Raw genomic sequence first — 15,323 nt, 5'->3', positions numbered from 1 at the left:
TTCATGACACGCGATTCCGAATGGCATGAAGTCCAATATCTCCCGAGCAAGACAGTGGGAAATACCGCGCCGATTTTTGACGGCTGGCGGCAGCGTGCCGCTATCACGCGCGAGAAGTATCAATTCCAGGCCGATATCAAATACGGCCCGCATGCGCGGGAGATTGTGGATTTCTATCCGGCAGTCAATCCACGCGGTTGCGTGGTCTATGTTCATGGTGGCTATTGGACTTGGTATTCGAAATTTGAAACCAGTTGGGTGGTGGATGGATTTGTAGAGCAGGGGCTTTCCGTTGCGCTGATCAATTATCCGCTTTGCCCGGAGGTTGCGATTGGCGACATCCGCACATCATGTGCCAAAGCCTTTGCTTATCTTTACCGTGAAGTGCTGAGCGATGCCGGGCGCAAGGCAATTGTGGTGACGGGGCATTCGGCTGGGGGACATCTAGCAGCAGCGCATCTGGTGGAAGACTGGACGGCGCATGGCTTGCCGGAAAATCCGATCTCCGGCGTGATTGCGCTTTCGGGCATTTTCGATGTGGCGCCGCTGATGAATACGTCGCTGAATCAGAATCTAAAGCTCACGGCGCCGTCTGCCTGCACGCTGAATTTGTGCGCCACACCTTTGGCATCCAAGGCAAAACTGGTGCTGGCCGTGGGTGAGAAAGAACCGGAAGAATTCCACCGCCAATCGGCAGAATTAGCCCAGCATTGGCAGGAACTTTCCCCCCGTGTCGTCAGCGTTGAAAAGGCCAATCACTTTACCGTGGTGGACAGTCTGGCCGCTCCGGGTGCCGTGCTAAACACGCTTGCGATTAGGATGACCCAAGGCTAAACCTGTCGCCATTCGAAGGGAAATCTGACGATGAATAAAACCTTGGCGTTGCGCCTTCTGCCCATCCAAAGCGACATTGTGCGCAATCTGACGCTGGCCATTGCAGGCAGCCTCATTGTGGCAGGTTCGGCCCAAGTGACCGTGCCCTTCTGGCCGGTGCCGCTGACACTGCAGACGCTGGCTGTGCTGCTGGTCGGCGGGGCTTACGGCGCGCGGTTGGGTGCCGCCACGCTGGCACTTTACATGTTTGAAGGTGCGCTCGGCCTTCCCTTCTTTGCTGGCGGCAAGAGCGGGCTTTTTGATAGCAAGTTGGATTATCTATTTCTTTCGCCTTCCATGGGTTACGTGGTCGGCTTCATTTTTGCCGCCGGTATCGTCGGCTGGCTGGCGCAATCGGGCTGGATTTCCTCGTTGCCGCGCATGGTGATTGCCTGTGCCATTGGTGCCGCCATTATCTATATCCCAGGCCTACTGTGGCTGGGCACATGGTTTGTTGAAACCAAGGGCATGGGCGTTGCTAACGCGGCTATTGCCGCCGTTCAGAACGGCTTCCTGCCGTTTGTGCTGGGGGATGTGATCAAGTCCTTCATTGCAGGTTTTGCGCTCTTTGCCAGCTGGTCAAGCAGCAAGGCTTAACGTTCAAAAAGAAACGCAAAAAGGCCGCTGCAAAGCGGCCTTTTTTGTTGGTCGGGATTTAGGAAAGACTGGTCGGAGCGAGAGGATTCGAACCTCCGACCCCCTGCTCCCGAAGCAGGTGCGCTACCAGACTGCGCTACGCTCCGACTGATCTGGTGGGCTCCTATAACCACAGAATTCTCCGGGCGCAAGGCGATTGCTCTTCACCCTTTATCTGGCTATAGAGCGGCACCTTCCAGCGATTTGCAGGCAGTTGGGCCTCAGGCTCTGGCCTTTGGCAAAGCGTTGAATTGGGGCGTCGCCAAGCGGTAAGGCACCGGATTTTGATTCCGGCATTCGGAGGTTCGATCCCTCCCGCCCCAGCCAACCCTTCTCCTCTGAAAATGGTTGTGCAATGCAAGTTGCAGCAGCTTTGGTTTTCATGTTTTCTGATGAAATATTCTAACCCAAGGCAAACATCATGATCCTCGATCGGTTCAAACTTGAATCCAAAACCGCACTCATCACCGGCGGCACCCGCGGCATCGGCCTGGCCATTGCCCAGGCGCTGGGCGAGGCTGGTGCCCATGTGATTGTGAGTGGACGCACCTTGGGCAAGGAGGCTGAGAAAATCCTGTCAAAGCTGAAACCGGGATTTGATTTCATTCCAGCCGAACTAGAAGATGTGAAGGCCGCAGATGCCTTGGTCGCGCAAGCGCTGGCCAAGGCCGGGCGGATTGACATTCTCGTCAACAGCGCTGGCATCGCCATCCATGGTGATAGCGCGGACTATCCGGAAGAAACCTGGCGCCGCATCATGGCTGTCAATGTGGATGCTGTGTTCCGTTGCTGCCGCGCCGTATTGCCGCCCATGCGCAAGCAGGGCGGCGGCGTCATTCTCAATGTGGGCTCCATGTCGGGTATTGTTTCCAACATTCCGCAAAACCAGGTTGCCTATAACAGCTCGAAAGCTGCGGTCCACATGATGACTAAAAGCCTGGCCAGCGAAGTTGCCGCGGAAAACATTCGCGTCAATGCGGTGGCACCCGGCTATATTGAAACAGATCTTTCACGTGGTGGCATTGCCAATCCGGAATGGTTCCCCACCTGGCGGCAAATGACGCCGATGGGCCGGGTGGGTCAACCCGAAGAAGTGGCCGCCGCAGCTTTGTTCCTTTGCTCTGATGCTTCGAGCTATATCACAGGCGAAGTGCTGGTGATCGATGGCGGGTACACGACACGGTAGCGCTGTTCCAAAACTTCATTGTCACGCGCGCCACCCGTCTGCTATGTGTTATCGATAACAGATAAATTGCTCGGGGCGGAACTTTGCGGGCACGGAACCTAAAATCCAAGGAACAGCGCGTCGCAGCGCCCACCATGTCAGACGTGGCGCGCAAGGCGGGCGTTTCGACCATGACGGTGTCCCGCGCCCTGAAGGACGGCGCGTCGATTGCCGAAGAGACGCGTGAACGCATCAAGCGTGCCGTGGATGAGCTTGGCTATGTGCTGGATCAATCGGCGGGAAGCCTCTCATCCAAGCGCACGGGTTTTGTGGCGGCACTTATTCCCTCGATCAACAATTCCAACTTTGCCGATACGGCGCGCGGATTGACGGACGCCTTGAAGGGCACGGGCCTGCAAATTCTTCTCAGCTACACAGATTATTCGGTGGAGAAGGAAGAAGAGCTGATTGAATCCATGCTGCGCCGCAGGCCGGAAGCGATTGTGGTGACCGGTGGCAAGCATACCGAGCGGGGGCGCAGGCTGCTGGAAAATGCCGGCATTCCCGTCATCGAAACCTGGGACCTGCCGGCAAAACCCATCCAGCATGTGGTCGGCTTTTCCAATGCGGAAGCGTCTGCGGCTCTCGTGCGTTATTTGCACAAGCAGGGTTATCGCAAGATCGGTTTTATCGGTGGCACCACCAACCGCGACACGCGCGGCGCTGACCGGCGCATGGGCTACGAGCGTGCCATGGCCGAACTGGGCCTGAAGGAAACGCGTGTCATTTCATTTGGTACGCCGCCGATCAGCATGAAACAGGGCGGCGAGGCGCTGGCGAAGTTGATCGAGCAGTGGCCAGAGGTGGAAGCCGCCATATGCGTGTCTGACCTTTCGGCCTTTGGTGCGCTGATGGAATGCCAGAAGCGCAAATGGGCTGTACCCAAGAGAGTTGCGATTGCGGGCTTCGGCGATTTCGAGATTTCGAGTTGTTCTTATCCTACCATCACCACCGTGGGGGTGCATTGCTACGACATCGGCCGCCGGGCGGGTGAGTTGCTGATGCGCGCCATTGAGGGCGAGCGAACGGGCAAACCGACCGCGCCCGACACGGTGATCACCCGCTATGAAGTGATTGCGCGGGAGAGCACGTAAGTCGGGACTGGACAGGCGATGTTTTCGGTGTTTATGTTATCGATAACATTTGTGGATCAAAATGACCAAGCCAGACATATTGCAAGTGGGGCCATACCCGAATTGGGACCAGGAACCGCTTGAACAAGCTTTCAACGTGCATCGCTATTTTGAAGCGCCCGACAAGGCTGCGTTTCTTGCCAAGATTGGTCCTGTCATTCGCGGCATTGCCACGCGTGGCGAGCTGGGTGCCAACCGAGCGATGATCGAAGCGTGCCCCAAACTCGAAGTGGTTTCAGTTTATGGTGTGGGCACTGATGCGGTTGATCTGATTGCGGCGCGCGAGCATGACGTGCGGGTTTCCAACACACCCGACGTGCTCACCAAGGATTGCGCTGACCTGGGCGTGGCGATGATGATTTGCCTGTCACGCGGCATGATCGGTGCTGAAAAATGGGCCCGTGATGGCAGCTGGATTGAAAAGGGCGGTTATCCGTTGCAGCGCCGCGTATGGGGCAAGCGCGCCGGCATCCTGGGCCTCGGGCGGATTGGTTTTGAGGTTGGCAAAAGGCTCGAAGGCTTTGGAATGGACATCACCTATTCCAGCCGGACGCCCAAGAAAGATGCTGCTCACTGGCGCTATGTTGCAGACCCGGTTGAATTGGCACGTGAGTCCGATTTCCTCTTTGTGACATTGGCCGCCAATGCCCAAACCCGGCACATCGTGAATGGCGGAGTGATCGCGGCGCTTGGCTCCGAAGGGATGCTGATTAATATTTCACGTGCAGCCAATATTGACGAGGAGGCGCTGCTCGCGGCGCTGGAAACTGGCAAGCTTGGCGCCGCTGCACTTGATGTGTTTGAGGGCGAGCCTCGGCTCAATCCGCGCTTTCTGCAGCTCCAGAATGTGTTGTTGCAGCCGCATCATGCATCGGGCACTTTGGAAACCAGAAAGGCCATGGGCCAGTTGCTGCGGGACAATCTCTCAGCGCATTTTGCTGGAAAACCATTGCTCACACCGGTGATCTGAAATGAAGGCCATTGTCATTCACGCACCCAAGGACTTGCGCATCGAGGAGCGCGATGTGGAAGAGCCGGGGCCCGGCCAAGTGCAAGTCAAACTGGCGGCGGGCGGGATCTGCGGATCGGATTTGCATTACTATAATCATGGCGGCTTTGGCACGGTGAAGCTGAAGGAACCGATGATCTTGGGCCATGAAGTGGCCGGGCATATCACCAAACTCGGTGACGGCGTGCAGGGACTTGCGATCGGGCAACTGGTGGCGGTTTCACCATCGCGTCCTTGCTATCAATGCAAATATTGCCGTGAGGGCATGCACAACCAATGTCTGAACATGCGCTTTTATGGTTCGGCCATGCCCTTTCCCCACATTCAGGGCGCGTTCCGCGAAGTGCTGGTGGCTGACACCACGCAATGCGTTGTAGCCGATGGTCTTACTGCCGGTGAGGCTGCGATGGCTGAGCCGCTTTCTGTGACGCTGCATGCTACGCGCCGGGCAGGAGAGTTGCTGGGCAAGTCCGTGCTGGTGACAGGCTGCGGCCCAATCGGGCTTCTGTCCATTATCTGCGCGCGCCGTGCGGGCGCTGATTTGATTGTCGCCACCGACCTCACTGACTTTACGCTCGGCATGGCAAAGCAATTGGGTGCCGATGTCACGCTTAATACGGCTGAGGCGCCGGATGCGTTGGAGAAATACAAAGCCGACAAGGGCGCATTCGATGTGCTTTATGAATGCTCCGGCGCGCAGCGAGCCTTGGTCTCGGCCATTTCCGTCATGCGGCCCGGTGGCACGCTGATGCAACTGGGCATGAGCGGCGACATGACGCTTCCAATGATGCAGGTGACTGCGAAGGAGCTGTCACTCAAAGGCACGTTCCGTTTTCACAGCGAATACAAGACGGCCGTCAGCCTGATGCAAAAGGGGCTTATTGATGTGAAGCCGCTGATCACGCATAGGGTAAGGCTGGATGATGCGCTGTCTGGCTTTAACCTTGCCAATGACCGCGCCCAAGCCATGAAAGTGCAGATCGCATTCGCATGAAGGAAATCTGATGTCGCTGGAACGTTTCAATCTCAAAGGCAAATTGGTTTTAGTCACCGGTTCAAGCCAAGGCATTGGCTATGCCATGGCGGAAGGCTTGGGGCAGGCGGGTGCGAGGTTGGTGCTCAATGGCCGCGACAAGGCCAAGCTTGAAACGGCGCGCAAGGACATGGCGGCAAAGGGGCTTGATGTTGTGGCTGCTGCTTTTGACGTGACGGAAGAGTCGGAGGTGAACGCCGCCATTGCGGACATTGGGAAGAACCATGGCGCGATTGATATTTTGATCAACAATGCCGGGATGCAGTTCCGCACGCCGCTGGAGGATTTTCCGGCGGATAAATTCCGCGAACTGCTGCGCGTCAATATTGAAAGCGCGTTTCTGGTGGGCAAAGCGGTGGCCAAAGGAATGATTGCGCGCAAGGCTGGCAAGATCATCAATATCTGCTCGGTACAGAGCGAACTGGGTCGCCCATCGATTGCGCCTTACACAGCAACCAAAGGTGCCATCAAAATGCTCACGAAGGGCATGTGCGCTGATTGGGCCAAGCATGGCATTCAGGTGAATGCAATTGGCCCGGGTTATTTCAAGACGCCGCTGAACCAGGCCTTGGTCGATAATCCGGAATTTTCATCCTGGCTGGAAAAGCGCACGCCCGCAGGCCGCTGGGGTGATGTGGAAGAACTGATTGGCGCGGCCATCTTCCTGGCTTCACCGGCTTCGTCATTCGTTAACGGCCACATCCTTTATGTGGATGGCGGCATCACGTCGGTGCTCTAGATGTTCAAGGGGGCTGCAGTTGTCATGGGCGTTACCAGCTGTGGCAAGACCACAGTGGGTGAGGGATTGGCGCAGAAGCTTGGGATCAAAGCTTTCGTTGAAGGCGACAGGCTGCATCCAGAGGCGAACATTGCCAAGATGTCGGCTGGCATTGCCTTGACGGATGAAGATCGCTGGCCGTGGCTGAAGCGGATTGGTGCTGAACTGGCCGGCACGGAAGGCGCAATCGCCTCCTGCTCGGCGCTCAAGCGGTCTTACCGCGAATGCATCGTGCGCGCTGCAGGCCGCCCGGTGGCTTTCGTTTTTCTGGATGGCGCGCGCGGCCTGCTGCAGGAGCGTATCGATGCGCGCAAGGGCCATTTCATGCCGCCTTCCTTGCTCGATAGCCAACTTAGAACACTGGAACCTCCCGTGGCTGATGAAGATGCGTTGCGGCTGGATGTTGCGGATGATGTGCCGCATCTGATTTCGCAGGCTGCAACCTGGCTGGAAGAAAAATCTCATGGCTGAGAAGGTCGCCGTCATCGGTGCAGGCATTATGGGGGCGGCCATCACCACGCGTTTCCTCGAACGCGGGCACCACGTCCATGCGTTCGACGTGGATGCTGAAAAGGTGGCTGCATTGGTTGCCAAAGGGGCTCATGCGGCGAAGACGGCGGCTGAAGCCGCGTCAAAATCTGACTTTGTGATCCTGAGTCTCAATCATGCCGACATCGTGCGCAAGGTGGTGTTTGATGAAGGCGGCGTTGCCGAAGCGGCAAGCGCAGACAAGTTGCTGATCGATATGTCGTCGATTGACCCGGCAGCCACTGCGGAAATGGCCGCTTTGTTGAAAGAAAAATTCAACATGGCCTGGGTTGATTGCCCGCTGTCAGGCGGCACGCCCGGTGCCATCAATGGCACGCTGACCATCATGGCAGGTGGCACGCCGCAAGATTTTGAGCGGGCCCGTGCGGTGATGAAAGATCTCTCGGCCAATTATACTTTGATGGGCGGGTCTGGAGCGGGGCAAACCACGAAATTGGTGAACCAGCTGTTCTGCGCCTTGGCCTTCCAGGCCGTGGCGGAAGCCGTGAAGCTGGCGGAAGCAGGTGGTGTGGACCCTGCCAAGATTCCTGCGGCACTCGCTGGTGGCCGGGCTGATGGGCGCATCATGCAGGAGTTCATGGCGAAATTTGCTGCGCGTGATTTCACCGCCACCGGTTCGCTGGGTAACATGTTGAAGGACCTGGATTCCATCCAGGCCTTTGCATTGAAAACCAGAACACCCTTGCCGGTGACGAGTGCCGTCACCGAGATTCACCGCCTGTTGATCGTGATGGGACTGGGCGCAAAGGACAGCGCCGAGGCGATGCGTCTGCTCGACGGAAAGTGATTTTGCAGTTGACTTGACTTTGAAACACGTCCTACGATGTTATCGATAACATTATTCGAGCGGTGAGAACACTGCCGAGCCCGGGAGAGGAATTTGACTGAGCGGTTGCTCGCCTTCGAAAACATCACCAAGCGCTTCGGTGGCACCGTTGCGCTAAATGATGTGTCGCTGCATCTCGATGCCGGCGAGGTGCTGGCACTGCTGGGTGAAAATGGTGCTGGTAAATCCACCCTGATTAAATCTCTTGCCGGAATTCATACCCCCGACCAAGGCCGCATCCTGTTCAAAGGCGAGGCCTATGCGCATCGTCCGCCGCGCCCCAATGAAAAGCAACGCGTGGCCTTCATTCATCAGGATCTGGGCCTGATCGAATGGATGACGGTGGCCGAGAATGTAGGGCTGGGGCAGCGCTATTCAAAGCGCGGTGGACTCATCAGCTGGCGGCAGACGGAGCAGCGTGCCGTCGAGGCGCTGAACATGGTCGGTTGCGATTTCGATCCGACCAAGCGCGTGCATGATTTGAGTCGCACAGAAAAATCTCTCGTCGCCATCGCCCGTGCGCTCGCTGCCGAGGCTGATGTGCTGGTGCTGGACGAGCCAACGGCCAGCCTTCCGGCGGATGAAGTGGAGCGGATGTTCAAGGTGCTCCGTGAACTCCGCGCGCGCGGCGTAGGCATGATTTATGTCTCGCACCGGTTGGATGAAATTTTCCGTATCGCTGACCGTGTGGCCGTGCTGCGAGATGGCCGTCTGGTGGGTTCCAAGAGGGTAAAAGACACGACTCCATCCGAGTTGGTCAACATGATCGTCGGCCGCGAAGTGAAGGATCTCTATGTGCGTGGTGCTGGTAAGCGCGGGCGCGAGACGCTGAAACTTTCCAGCTTTGTAACATTCGGCGGTGGACCGGTGAATTTCGCGGCTCACCAAGGCGAAGTGCTGGGCCTCGTTGGCCTGCGTGGTGCCGGGCACGAGGCGATTGGCCGGGCGCTCTTTGGCGCGCAGGAAAGTGCGGGCACTGCCTATCTTGACGGCAAGCTGCTTGATCTCTCCTCGCCGCAAGCGGCACTGGAGCAGGGCTTGGGGCTTGTCGCGCGTGACCGCACAGAAGAAAGCGTGGCGCTGTCTCTTTCTGTGCGTGAAAACATGTTCCTCAATCCCTTTGCTATCGGGCGCACATTGATGTCGGTGCTATCACCCGCAGCCGAGGGTGAAAAAACTCATGGCATCGGCCTGGAAGTGGGACTGCGCCCCAATGATCCACACCTGCCTGTGGAAGCCCTTTCCGGCGGTAACCAGCAGAAGGTGGTGATCGGGCGTTGGCTGGCCACGGGTCGCAAAGTACTGATCGCGGAGGACCCGACCTCAGGCGTGGACGTTGGCGCAAAGGCCGAAATCTACCGGCTGATCGCGGCTGCGCTGGAGCGCGGACTGACGGTGATTGTAGTCTCCACGGACTTTGAAGAGGTGGCGCATATCTGCCACCGTGCGCTGGTGTTTTCCCGTGGGAGCATTGTTGCCGAAATTCCCGAATCCAAACTTTCGACCGCGGCGCTCATCCACGCCGCATCTGCCAGCGAGGCCGCATGAGCAATTCCATTCAGTCAACCGCGCTTGAGCCCACCCGCAGTGAACTGGCGGGCTTGAGCTTCAGCCAACGCCTGGGGCGTTACCTCCCGACTTATGGCCTTGTGCTGCTGATGGTGCTGCTGGTCCTTCTCTTTTCTGTTCTCTTGCCCGACACATTCCCGACATTGCTGAATGTACGCTCAATCATTTCGGACAAAGCGATCATTCTGATCCTCTCGCTGGGCGTAATGATCCCGATGTCCGCCGGCCGCATCGATTTGACCGTGGGTTACGGCATCGTGCTGTGGCACATCCTGGCGATTTCGCTGCAGACGCTTTATGGCTTTCCTTGGCCGATGGCGGTGCTCACCGTGCTGGTGCTTGGCGCTCTGATGGGCACAATCAACGGGCTGCTTGTGGAAGTGGCGCGCATCGACAGTTTCATCGCCACGCTAGGCACGGGCACCATTCTCTATGCATTGGCGCTTTGGCATTCCGGCGGACGCCAAATCGTCGGCGTGGTGCCTGATTCATTCTACGCCCTGAATTCTACCATGGTACTCGGCCTGCCGATCACCGGCTATTACGTGATCGCCATCGCGATCGCCATGTGGCTGGCTTATGAATACCTGCCGATTGGCCGCTATCTCTACGCAATTGGGGCCAGCCCAAAGGCTGCTGCATTGAACGGCATTCCAGTGCGCAAGTTTGTGATGGGCTCTTTCATTGCATCGGGTTTGTTCACGGCGCTCGCCGGGATTTTACTTGCCGCCAAGCTGCGCATCGGCCAGGCCAGCGTGGGGCTTGAATATCTGCTTCCCGCCCTTGTCGGCGCTTTCCTTGGTTCCACCACCATCAAGCCCGGCCGCGTCAATGTCTGGGGCACGATGGTGGGCATCATCATTCTCGCCGTTGGCATTTCCGGCATTCAGCAATTCGGCGGGTCCTTCTGGGTCGAACCGATGTTCAATGGTGTCACCCTGCTCATCGCCATCGGCATTGCGGGGTATGCCCAGCGCCGTCGCGGTGCCGTGCAAAGGATGCCTTCCGTTCCCACCAATCCACCCAACAACTGAAGCAACAATCAACAGGAGGAAACTATGGATCGTAGACAGTTACTGATGAGGGGCATGGCACTTGGCATGTCCATTCCGGCATTGACCCGCGTGGCCTATGCCGACTCGATGGCTGAAGCTCAAGCCATTGTCGACAAATACGCCGTCAAAGTTGACAAGTGGGATGGCCCCACGACTGGCCCGAAGGCCAAAGAAGGCCAGACCATCGTGAACCTTGCCGGTGACATGAAGAATGGCGGCATCGTGGGTGTGACCAAGGGCCTTGAAGAAGCCGCCGCTGCCATCGGCTGGACGGTGAAGACCATCGACGGTGCCGGTTCTGTGGCCGGTCGTACAGCTGCCATGAACCAGGCCATGGCGCTGAAGCCGAACGGAATCACCATCCTTGGTTTCGATGCTGTTGAACAGGCTCCGGCCATGAAGGCCGCTTTCGACGCCAAGATCCCCTTCGTGTCGTGGCATGCCGGCCCTGTGATCGGCCCGATGGCCGATGCGGGTGTGTTTGCCAACGTAACCACAGATCCGATGCAGGTTTCGACCGCTGCGGCGATGTGGGCCTATATCGATGCCAAGGGCAAGCCGGGCTGCATTTACTTCACAGATTCGACCTATGCCATCGCAGTCGCCAAGGCGAAGAAGATGCAGGAAGTGATCGAGAAGCTGGGCGGCACGACGGTTGAGTGGGTGGATACTCCGATTGCTGAAACTTCGCAGCGCATGCCGCAGCTGACCACAACTTTGCTGCAAAAGCATGGTGCGAAGTGGACGCATTCGCTGGCAATCAACGATCTGTATTTCGACTTCATGGGCCCGTCTCTGGCTGCGGCTGGTATCGCCGGCTCTGGCCAAGCACCGGTGAATGTGTCTGCTGGTGACGGTTCGGAATCCGCCTATCAGCGCATTCGCTCCGGCCAGTTCCAGGCCGCAACAGTGGCTGAGCCGCTGAACCTGCAGGGTTGGCAACTTGTTGATGAACTCAATCGTGCTGTCTCGGGTGAAAAGTGGTCGGGCTATGTTTCGCCGCTGCATGTGGTGACCAAGGCCAATGTTGAATTCGACGGCGGCCCGAAGAACACCTTCGACCCTGGCAACGGCTACCAGGATGCCTACAAGAAGATCTGGGGCAAAGCTTAACCTCCCTGACTGCCGGGCGCGCTGTGATGGCGCGCCCTTTTTATTTCTGAAGGAGCATCCATGTTCATCCGCTGCGCATTTTTCGAAGGCAAGGTGAGGCCGGGTCAGGAAAAAACCTTCCATGAATTCGTATCGGAAAAGCTTGTACCGCTTTGGACGCAGTTTCCAGGTGCCGAAGAAGTGCGCGTGCTGAGCCAGAAGGAAAGCGACACGGAAAGCCCGCACTATGCCATGGTGCTCTCGATAAAATATCCCTCAATGGCCGCGATCGAACGGGCGCTAGCCTCGGATGTGCGTTTCAAGAGCCGCGACGTGACGGGCGAGTTGATCAAGATGTTTGACGGGCGGATTTTTCATACCGTGTTTGACTTGCGGCACGATGTAAAATTGGCCGACTAGTCTCTAGCAAAATCAAACTCGCAAATCCTTGTCTTGCCACACGCGGAACCCGCCAATGAAGGCATTGGCATTGGAACCGGCGCGGCATTTGGGCGGGAGCTCATCAAGCTTTACGACATTCCCGCCACCGATTACGATCTCATCAGGCTCGAGCGCCGCCGTGATGTGCTCGACAATATCGAAAATGTTCTTGCGCCATTTTTTCTTGCCGTATTTTTCCAGACCGCGCTCACCCGCATAATCCTCGAAGGTCTTGCCCTTTTTGTAGGGCAGATGCGCCAGTTCCATCGGTTGCGCGACATTCTCGGCGATCATCGCAGCACCCATGCCGGTGCCCAGACCGAGAAACAGCATACGCCCACCATTATAACTGCCGATGGCTTGCATCAACGCGTCATTGACGATTTTCAGGGGTTTGCCGAAGGCCTTTTCGAAATCGAATTTGACCCAGCCGGGGCCGAGATTATGCGGCTCCGCCAGAATCCGGTTGTGAATGATGGGTCCGGGATAGCCCATGGATACAAGGTCAAACGGCTTTCCCTCGGTCAGCCGCTTGATGATGGCCATCATGGCTTCGGGGGTGAATTGCAGGCCGGAATCATCGCGCAGCACTTCATCAGAATTGCTGAGCTTCAGCTTTACATGCGAACCGCCAATGTCGATGGCCAACACGATCGGATTAGATTTTGTGCGCGGAGCTTCTGGCATTTCATCCTCCTTTTGTGGTCTCAAGGCTTTGGATTGATCCAGCCGCCGGGCGGGCAGAAATCTGTGTCGGACTGCACGGGCCCCCAGGTGCCTGGTTTATAGAGCAGCGGAGGAACTAAGTCCCCAATGATCGGATCAACGATTTTCCACGCGAGTTCGGCGGCGTCCTGACGGGTGAACAATTGGCGGCTGCCATTCATGGCGTCACCGATCAAGCGTTCATAGGGTTCCATGTCTCCTTCATTATTGTCCACAGCTGCCAGTTCAATCGGCTCACCCACCATGGTTTCGCCCGCAGCTTTACGCCTGGCACCGATAGCGGCCACGACTTCCGGGCTAAGGCGGAAACGGACATAGTTGGATTCTTCCAGCTTGATCTCATCGAATACGAAGACGGGCGGCTGCTTGAAGCGCACCACCACTTCAGTCGCGCGCACCGGGAGATTCTTGCCGGCGCGGATATAGAAGGGCACATCCTTCCAGCGCCAGGCATCAATGAAGAGGCGCACCACGGCGAAGGTTTCCATGGTGGAGCCTGGGGCTACACCGGGCTCATCGAGATAGCCTTCAAACTGGCCGCGCAGCACGTTGTCTTTCGTCAGTGGACGGATGGATTTCAGGACTTGGATTTTTTCATCCGCCAGATCGTCGCTTGCCCCCGAAGCCGGTGGCTCCATACCGAGCAGCAGCAGAACCTGGATCAAGTGATTCTGGATCACATCGCGGATGCAGCCCACTTCATCATAGAATTTGCCACGGCCCTTGATGCCGAAATTTTCGGCCATCGTGATTTGCACCGATGAAACACGGTCACGATTCCAGATCGGTTCGAGGATCGCATTGCCGAAGCGCGTGTAGAGGATGTTCTGGATCGACTCTTTGCCAAGATAGTGATCGATGCGGAAAATGGCATCTTCATCAAACACCGCATGCAGCGCGGCGTTGAGGTGGTGTGCCGATTCATAATCATGGCCGAAAGGTTTTTCGACCATCACGCGCGCGCCATCGGAGATTTTTGCCGTTTGCAATGCCTGCGCCACTGTCTCGAACAGAGACGGCGGGATGGCGAGATAGAACAGCGGATTCTTCGCGCCGTTCAATGCGACGCGCAATTTCTCGAATGTATCTGGGGAACGGTAATCGCCTGAAACATATTTCAGAAGGCTCGCGAGTTTCAGGAAGGTGGCTTCGTCGTAACCGGGGATTTGCGTGGCCACCGCATCTCGGGCGCGGGCAATCAGTTGATCCAGCGTCCAGGCGTCAAAGGCTACGCCGATCACCGGCTCGTTCAAATGGCCCGATTTCACCAGCGCGTAGAGCGCTGGAAAAATCATCTTATGGGCAAGGTCTCCGGTAGCGCCGAAAACCACCAGAACATCTGATCTCACTTCACTCATGACTTGGCCGCCGGCTTTTCGAGATGGCCGCCGAAAGCGTGGCGCATGGCGGAGAGAAGCTTGCCGGCGAATTCATCATTGCCCCGTGAAGCGAAGCGTTCGAACAAGGCCGAGGCCAGAACCGGGGCAGGAACGCCCGTATCAATCGCGGCATTCAAGGTCCAGCGGCCTTCACCGGAATCTGAAACGCGGCCACCGAAAGTGGCCAGCTGCGGGTCAGACTTCAAGGCGGCGGCGGTGAGATCCAGCAACCAGGAACTGATCACGCTGGAATGGCGCCACACTTCGGTGATCGCGGGCAAATCAAAATCAAACTGGTAATATTGCGGATCCTTGAGCGGCGTTGTTTCCGCATCAATCTCGCGAGACTCTTTGCCGGCATTCGCTGCGTGCAGCAGGTTGATGCCTTCGGCATAGGCGGCCATGACGCCATATTCGATACCATTATGCACCATCTTCACGAAGTGCCCAGCACCTGTAGGGCCACAATGCAGATAACCGCGCGTGGCGGTGCTGGCGCCGGGATCGGGCGTTACTCCTGCATCCGCACCTGGCGCCAAAGCAGCGAGGAGAGGATCAAGACGCAGCACCGCGGCTTTGGGGCCGCCGATCATCAGGCAATAGCCGCGGTCGAGGCCCCAGACGCCGCCGGAAGTTCCGACGTCGATCATGTCGATGCCCTTTGTTGACAGTTCTTCGGCCAGGTCCATCGCATCGCGATACATGGAGTTTCCACCATCGATGATGGCGTCACCTTTTTGCAAACTGCCGGCCACCTCGTGTGCGATACGGCTGGTGATGGCAGCGGGCAGCATCAGCCATACAGCGCGAGGCGCTGCGAGCTTGGAGGCGAGATCGGCCATCGAGGTGGCGCCGGTGGCACCTTCATTCACCAGTGCTTCTACATTGGCCTTGTTGACGTCGAAGACCACGCATTCATGCCCGGCCTTGAGCAAGCGCCGTACCATGTTGGCACCCATGCGGCCCAGCCCGATCATTCCGATTTGCATTCTATCCTCC

Annotated in this window: 16 protein-coding genes and 2 tRNA genes; 14 read left to right on the top strand and 4 right to left on the bottom strand. The window is 57.4% G+C overall.

What is annotated here, in order from left to right; translation table 11 throughout:
• Positions 1-3 precede the first annotated feature (3 nt).
• Entirely contained in the window at positions 4-834 is an 831-nt protein-coding gene (locus F8B91_RS13250; RefSeq protein WP_196504328.1) for an alpha/beta hydrolase, read from the top strand.
• A gap of 30 nt (positions 835-864) precedes the next feature.
• Complete coding sequence (locus F8B91_RS13245) at positions 865-1,470, top strand: biotin transporter BioY (RefSeq protein WP_196504327.1); 606 nt, start codon at positions 865-867, stop codon at positions 1,468-1,470.
• Between the two features lie 69 nt (positions 1,471-1,539).
• On the opposite strand, the gene F8B91_RS13240 is transcribed toward F8B91_RS13245, so the two are convergent.
• Positions 1,540-1,616: transfer RNA gene (locus F8B91_RS13240), tRNA-Pro, on the bottom strand.
• A 145-nt stretch (positions 1,617-1,761) separates the two neighbouring features.
• Between F8B91_RS13240 and F8B91_RS13235 the strand changes: the two genes are divergently transcribed.
• The 12 genes from F8B91_RS13235 to F8B91_RS13180 all read left to right on the top strand — a co-directional run bounded on the left by F8B91_RS13235 (position 1,762) and on the right by F8B91_RS13180 (position 12,198).
• Positions 1,762-1,836 (top strand) — tRNA-Gln (locus F8B91_RS13235).
• Positions 1,837-1,930: 94 nt separating this feature from the next.
• The gene (locus F8B91_RS13230) at positions 1,931-2,695 is read left to right on the top strand and encodes an SDR family NAD(P)-dependent oxidoreductase (RefSeq protein ID WP_196504326.1); all 765 of its coding nucleotides are present in this window, start codon (positions 1,931-1,933) and stop codon (positions 2,693-2,695) included.
• 134 nt (positions 2,696-2,829) lie between these two features.
• Positions 2,830-3,828, top strand: coding sequence for a LacI family DNA-binding transcriptional regulator (locus tag F8B91_RS13225; protein WP_196504980.1), 999 nt, complete (start codon positions 2,830-2,832; stop codon positions 3,826-3,828).
• Between the two features lie 61 nt (positions 3,829-3,889).
• On the top strand, positions 3,890-4,837 hold the full coding sequence (locus F8B91_RS13220; RefSeq protein WP_196504325.1) for a 2-hydroxyacid dehydrogenase: 948 nt from the start codon (positions 3,890-3,892) through the stop codon (positions 4,835-4,837).
• Between the two features lies 1 nt (position 4,838).
• Positions 4,839-5,870 carry an L-idonate 5-dehydrogenase gene (locus F8B91_RS13215; RefSeq protein ID WP_196504324.1) on the top strand — a complete coding sequence of 344 codons (1,032 nt, stop codon included), beginning with the start codon at positions 4,839-4,841 and terminating at the stop codon, positions 5,868-5,870.
• Between the two features lie 10 nt (positions 5,871-5,880).
• Positions 5,881-6,648 (top strand): SDR family oxidoreductase, encoded by a 768-nt coding sequence (locus F8B91_RS13210; RefSeq protein ID WP_196504323.1) that lies wholly within the window; start codon positions 5,881-5,883, stop codon positions 6,646-6,648.
• A 24-nt stretch (positions 6,649-6,672) separates the two neighbouring features.
• Positions 6,673-7,158, top strand: a complete 486-nt coding sequence (locus F8B91_RS13205; RefSeq protein ID WP_246715257.1) for a gluconokinase — start codon at positions 6,673-6,675, stop codon at positions 7,156-7,158.
• Positions 7,151-8,023 (top strand): NAD(P)-dependent oxidoreductase, encoded by an 873-nt coding sequence (locus F8B91_RS13200; RefSeq protein WP_196504321.1) that lies wholly within the window; start codon positions 7,151-7,153, stop codon positions 8,021-8,023. The genes F8B91_RS13205 and F8B91_RS13200 overlap by 8 nt, the downstream gene beginning before the upstream one ends.
• A gap of 93 nt (positions 8,024-8,116) precedes the next feature.
• Positions 8,117-9,610 (top strand): sugar ABC transporter ATP-binding protein, encoded by a 1,494-nt coding sequence (locus F8B91_RS13195; RefSeq protein WP_196504320.1) that lies wholly within the window; start codon positions 8,117-8,119, stop codon positions 9,608-9,610.
• Positions 9,607-10,665, top strand: coding sequence for an ABC transporter permease (locus F8B91_RS13190; RefSeq protein ID WP_196504319.1), 1,059 nt, complete (start codon positions 9,607-9,609; stop codon positions 10,663-10,665). Before F8B91_RS13195 ends, F8B91_RS13190 begins: the two co-directional genes overlap by 4 nt.
• A gap of 24 nt (positions 10,666-10,689) precedes the next feature.
• Complete coding sequence (locus tag F8B91_RS13185; protein ID WP_196504318.1) at positions 10,690-11,799, top strand: substrate-binding domain-containing protein; 1,110 nt, start codon at positions 10,690-10,692, stop codon at positions 11,797-11,799.
• Positions 11,800-11,859: 60 nt separating this feature from the next.
• Positions 11,860-12,198, top strand: coding sequence for a hypothetical protein (locus tag F8B91_RS13180; RefSeq protein ID WP_196504317.1), 339 nt, complete (start codon positions 11,860-11,862; stop codon positions 12,196-12,198).
• Between the two features lie 12 nt (positions 12,199-12,210).
• On the opposite strand, the gene F8B91_RS13175 is transcribed toward F8B91_RS13180, so the two are convergent.
• Genes F8B91_RS13175 through gnd form a run of 3 tightly spaced genes read right to left on the bottom strand, consistent with a single transcriptional unit; the run spans position 12,211 to position 15,313 of the window.
• Positions 12,211-12,906 (bottom strand): ROK family protein, encoded by a 696-nt coding sequence (locus tag F8B91_RS13175; protein ID WP_196504316.1) that lies wholly within the window; start codon positions 12,904-12,906, stop codon positions 12,211-12,213.
• Between the two features lie 20 nt (positions 12,907-12,926).
• The gene (gene zwf / locus F8B91_RS13170) at positions 12,927-14,303 is read right to left on the bottom strand and encodes a glucose-6-phosphate dehydrogenase (RefSeq protein WP_196504315.1); all 1,377 of its coding nucleotides are present in this window, start codon (positions 14,301-14,303) and stop codon (positions 12,927-12,929) included.
• Positions 14,300-15,313 (bottom strand): phosphogluconate dehydrogenase (NAD(+)-dependent, decarboxylating), encoded by a 1,014-nt coding sequence (gene gnd, locus F8B91_RS13165; protein ID WP_196504314.1) that lies wholly within the window; start codon positions 15,311-15,313, stop codon positions 14,300-14,302. The genes zwf and gnd overlap by 4 nt, the downstream gene beginning before the upstream one ends.
• Positions 15,314-15,323 lie beyond the last annotated feature (10 nt).

Source organism: Aestuariivirga litoralis (assembly GCF_015714715.1).
GTDB classification, from domain to species: domain Bacteria; phylum Pseudomonadota; class Alphaproteobacteria; order Rhizobiales; family Aestuariivirgaceae; genus Aestuariivirga; species Aestuariivirga litoralis_A.
Note: the sequence above shows the minus strand (reverse complement) of the source record. Positions and strands in the feature narration are given on the sequence as shown.

Coding starts and splice junctions, on each gene's coding strand:
- F8B91_RS13210 (WP_196504323.1), top strand. CDS start 5,881: ATGTCGCTGGAACGTTTCAATCTCAAAGGCAAATTGGTTTTAGTCACC.
- F8B91_RS13220 (WP_196504325.1), top strand. CDS start 3,890: ATGACCAAGCCAGACATATTGCAAGTGGGGCCATACCCGAATTGGGAC.
- F8B91_RS13200 (WP_196504321.1), top strand. CDS start 7,151: ATGGCTGAGAAGGTCGCCGTCATCGGTGCAGGCATTATGGGGGCGGCC.
- F8B91_RS13185 (WP_196504318.1), top strand. CDS start 10,690: ATGGATCGTAGACAGTTACTGATGAGGGGCATGGCACTTGGCATGTCC.
- F8B91_RS13230 (WP_196504326.1), top strand. CDS start 1,931: ATGATCCTCGATCGGTTCAAACTTGAATCCAAAACCGCACTCATCACC.
- F8B91_RS13250 (WP_196504328.1), top strand. CDS start 4: ATGACACGCGATTCCGAATGGCATGAAGTCCAATATCTCCCGAGCAAG.
- F8B91_RS13225 (WP_196504980.1), top strand. CDS start 2,830: ATGTCAGACGTGGCGCGCAAGGCGGGCGTTTCGACCATGACGGTGTCC.
- F8B91_RS13205 (WP_246715257.1), top strand. CDS start 6,673: ATGGGCGTTACCAGCTGTGGCAAGACCACAGTGGGTGAGGGATTGGCG.
- F8B91_RS13245 (WP_196504327.1), top strand. CDS start 865: ATGAATAAAACCTTGGCGTTGCGCCTTCTGCCCATCCAAAGCGACATT.
- gnd (WP_196504314.1), bottom strand. CDS start 15,313: ATGCAAATCGGAATGATCGGGCTGGGCCGCATGGGTGCCAACATGGTA.
- F8B91_RS13175 (WP_196504316.1), bottom strand. CDS start 12,906: ATGCCAGAAGCTCCGCGCACAAAATCTAATCCGATCGTGTTGGCCATC.
- F8B91_RS13215 (WP_196504324.1), top strand. CDS start 4,839: ATGAAGGCCATTGTCATTCACGCACCCAAGGACTTGCGCATCGAGGAG.
- F8B91_RS13180 (WP_196504317.1), top strand. CDS start 11,860: ATGTTCATCCGCTGCGCATTTTTCGAAGGCAAGGTGAGGCCGGGTCAG.
- zwf (WP_196504315.1), bottom strand. CDS start 14,303: ATGAGTGAAGTGAGATCAGATGTTCTGGTGGTTTTCGGCGCTACCGGA.
- F8B91_RS13190 (WP_196504319.1), top strand. CDS start 9,607: ATGAGCAATTCCATTCAGTCAACCGCGCTTGAGCCCACCCGCAGTGAA.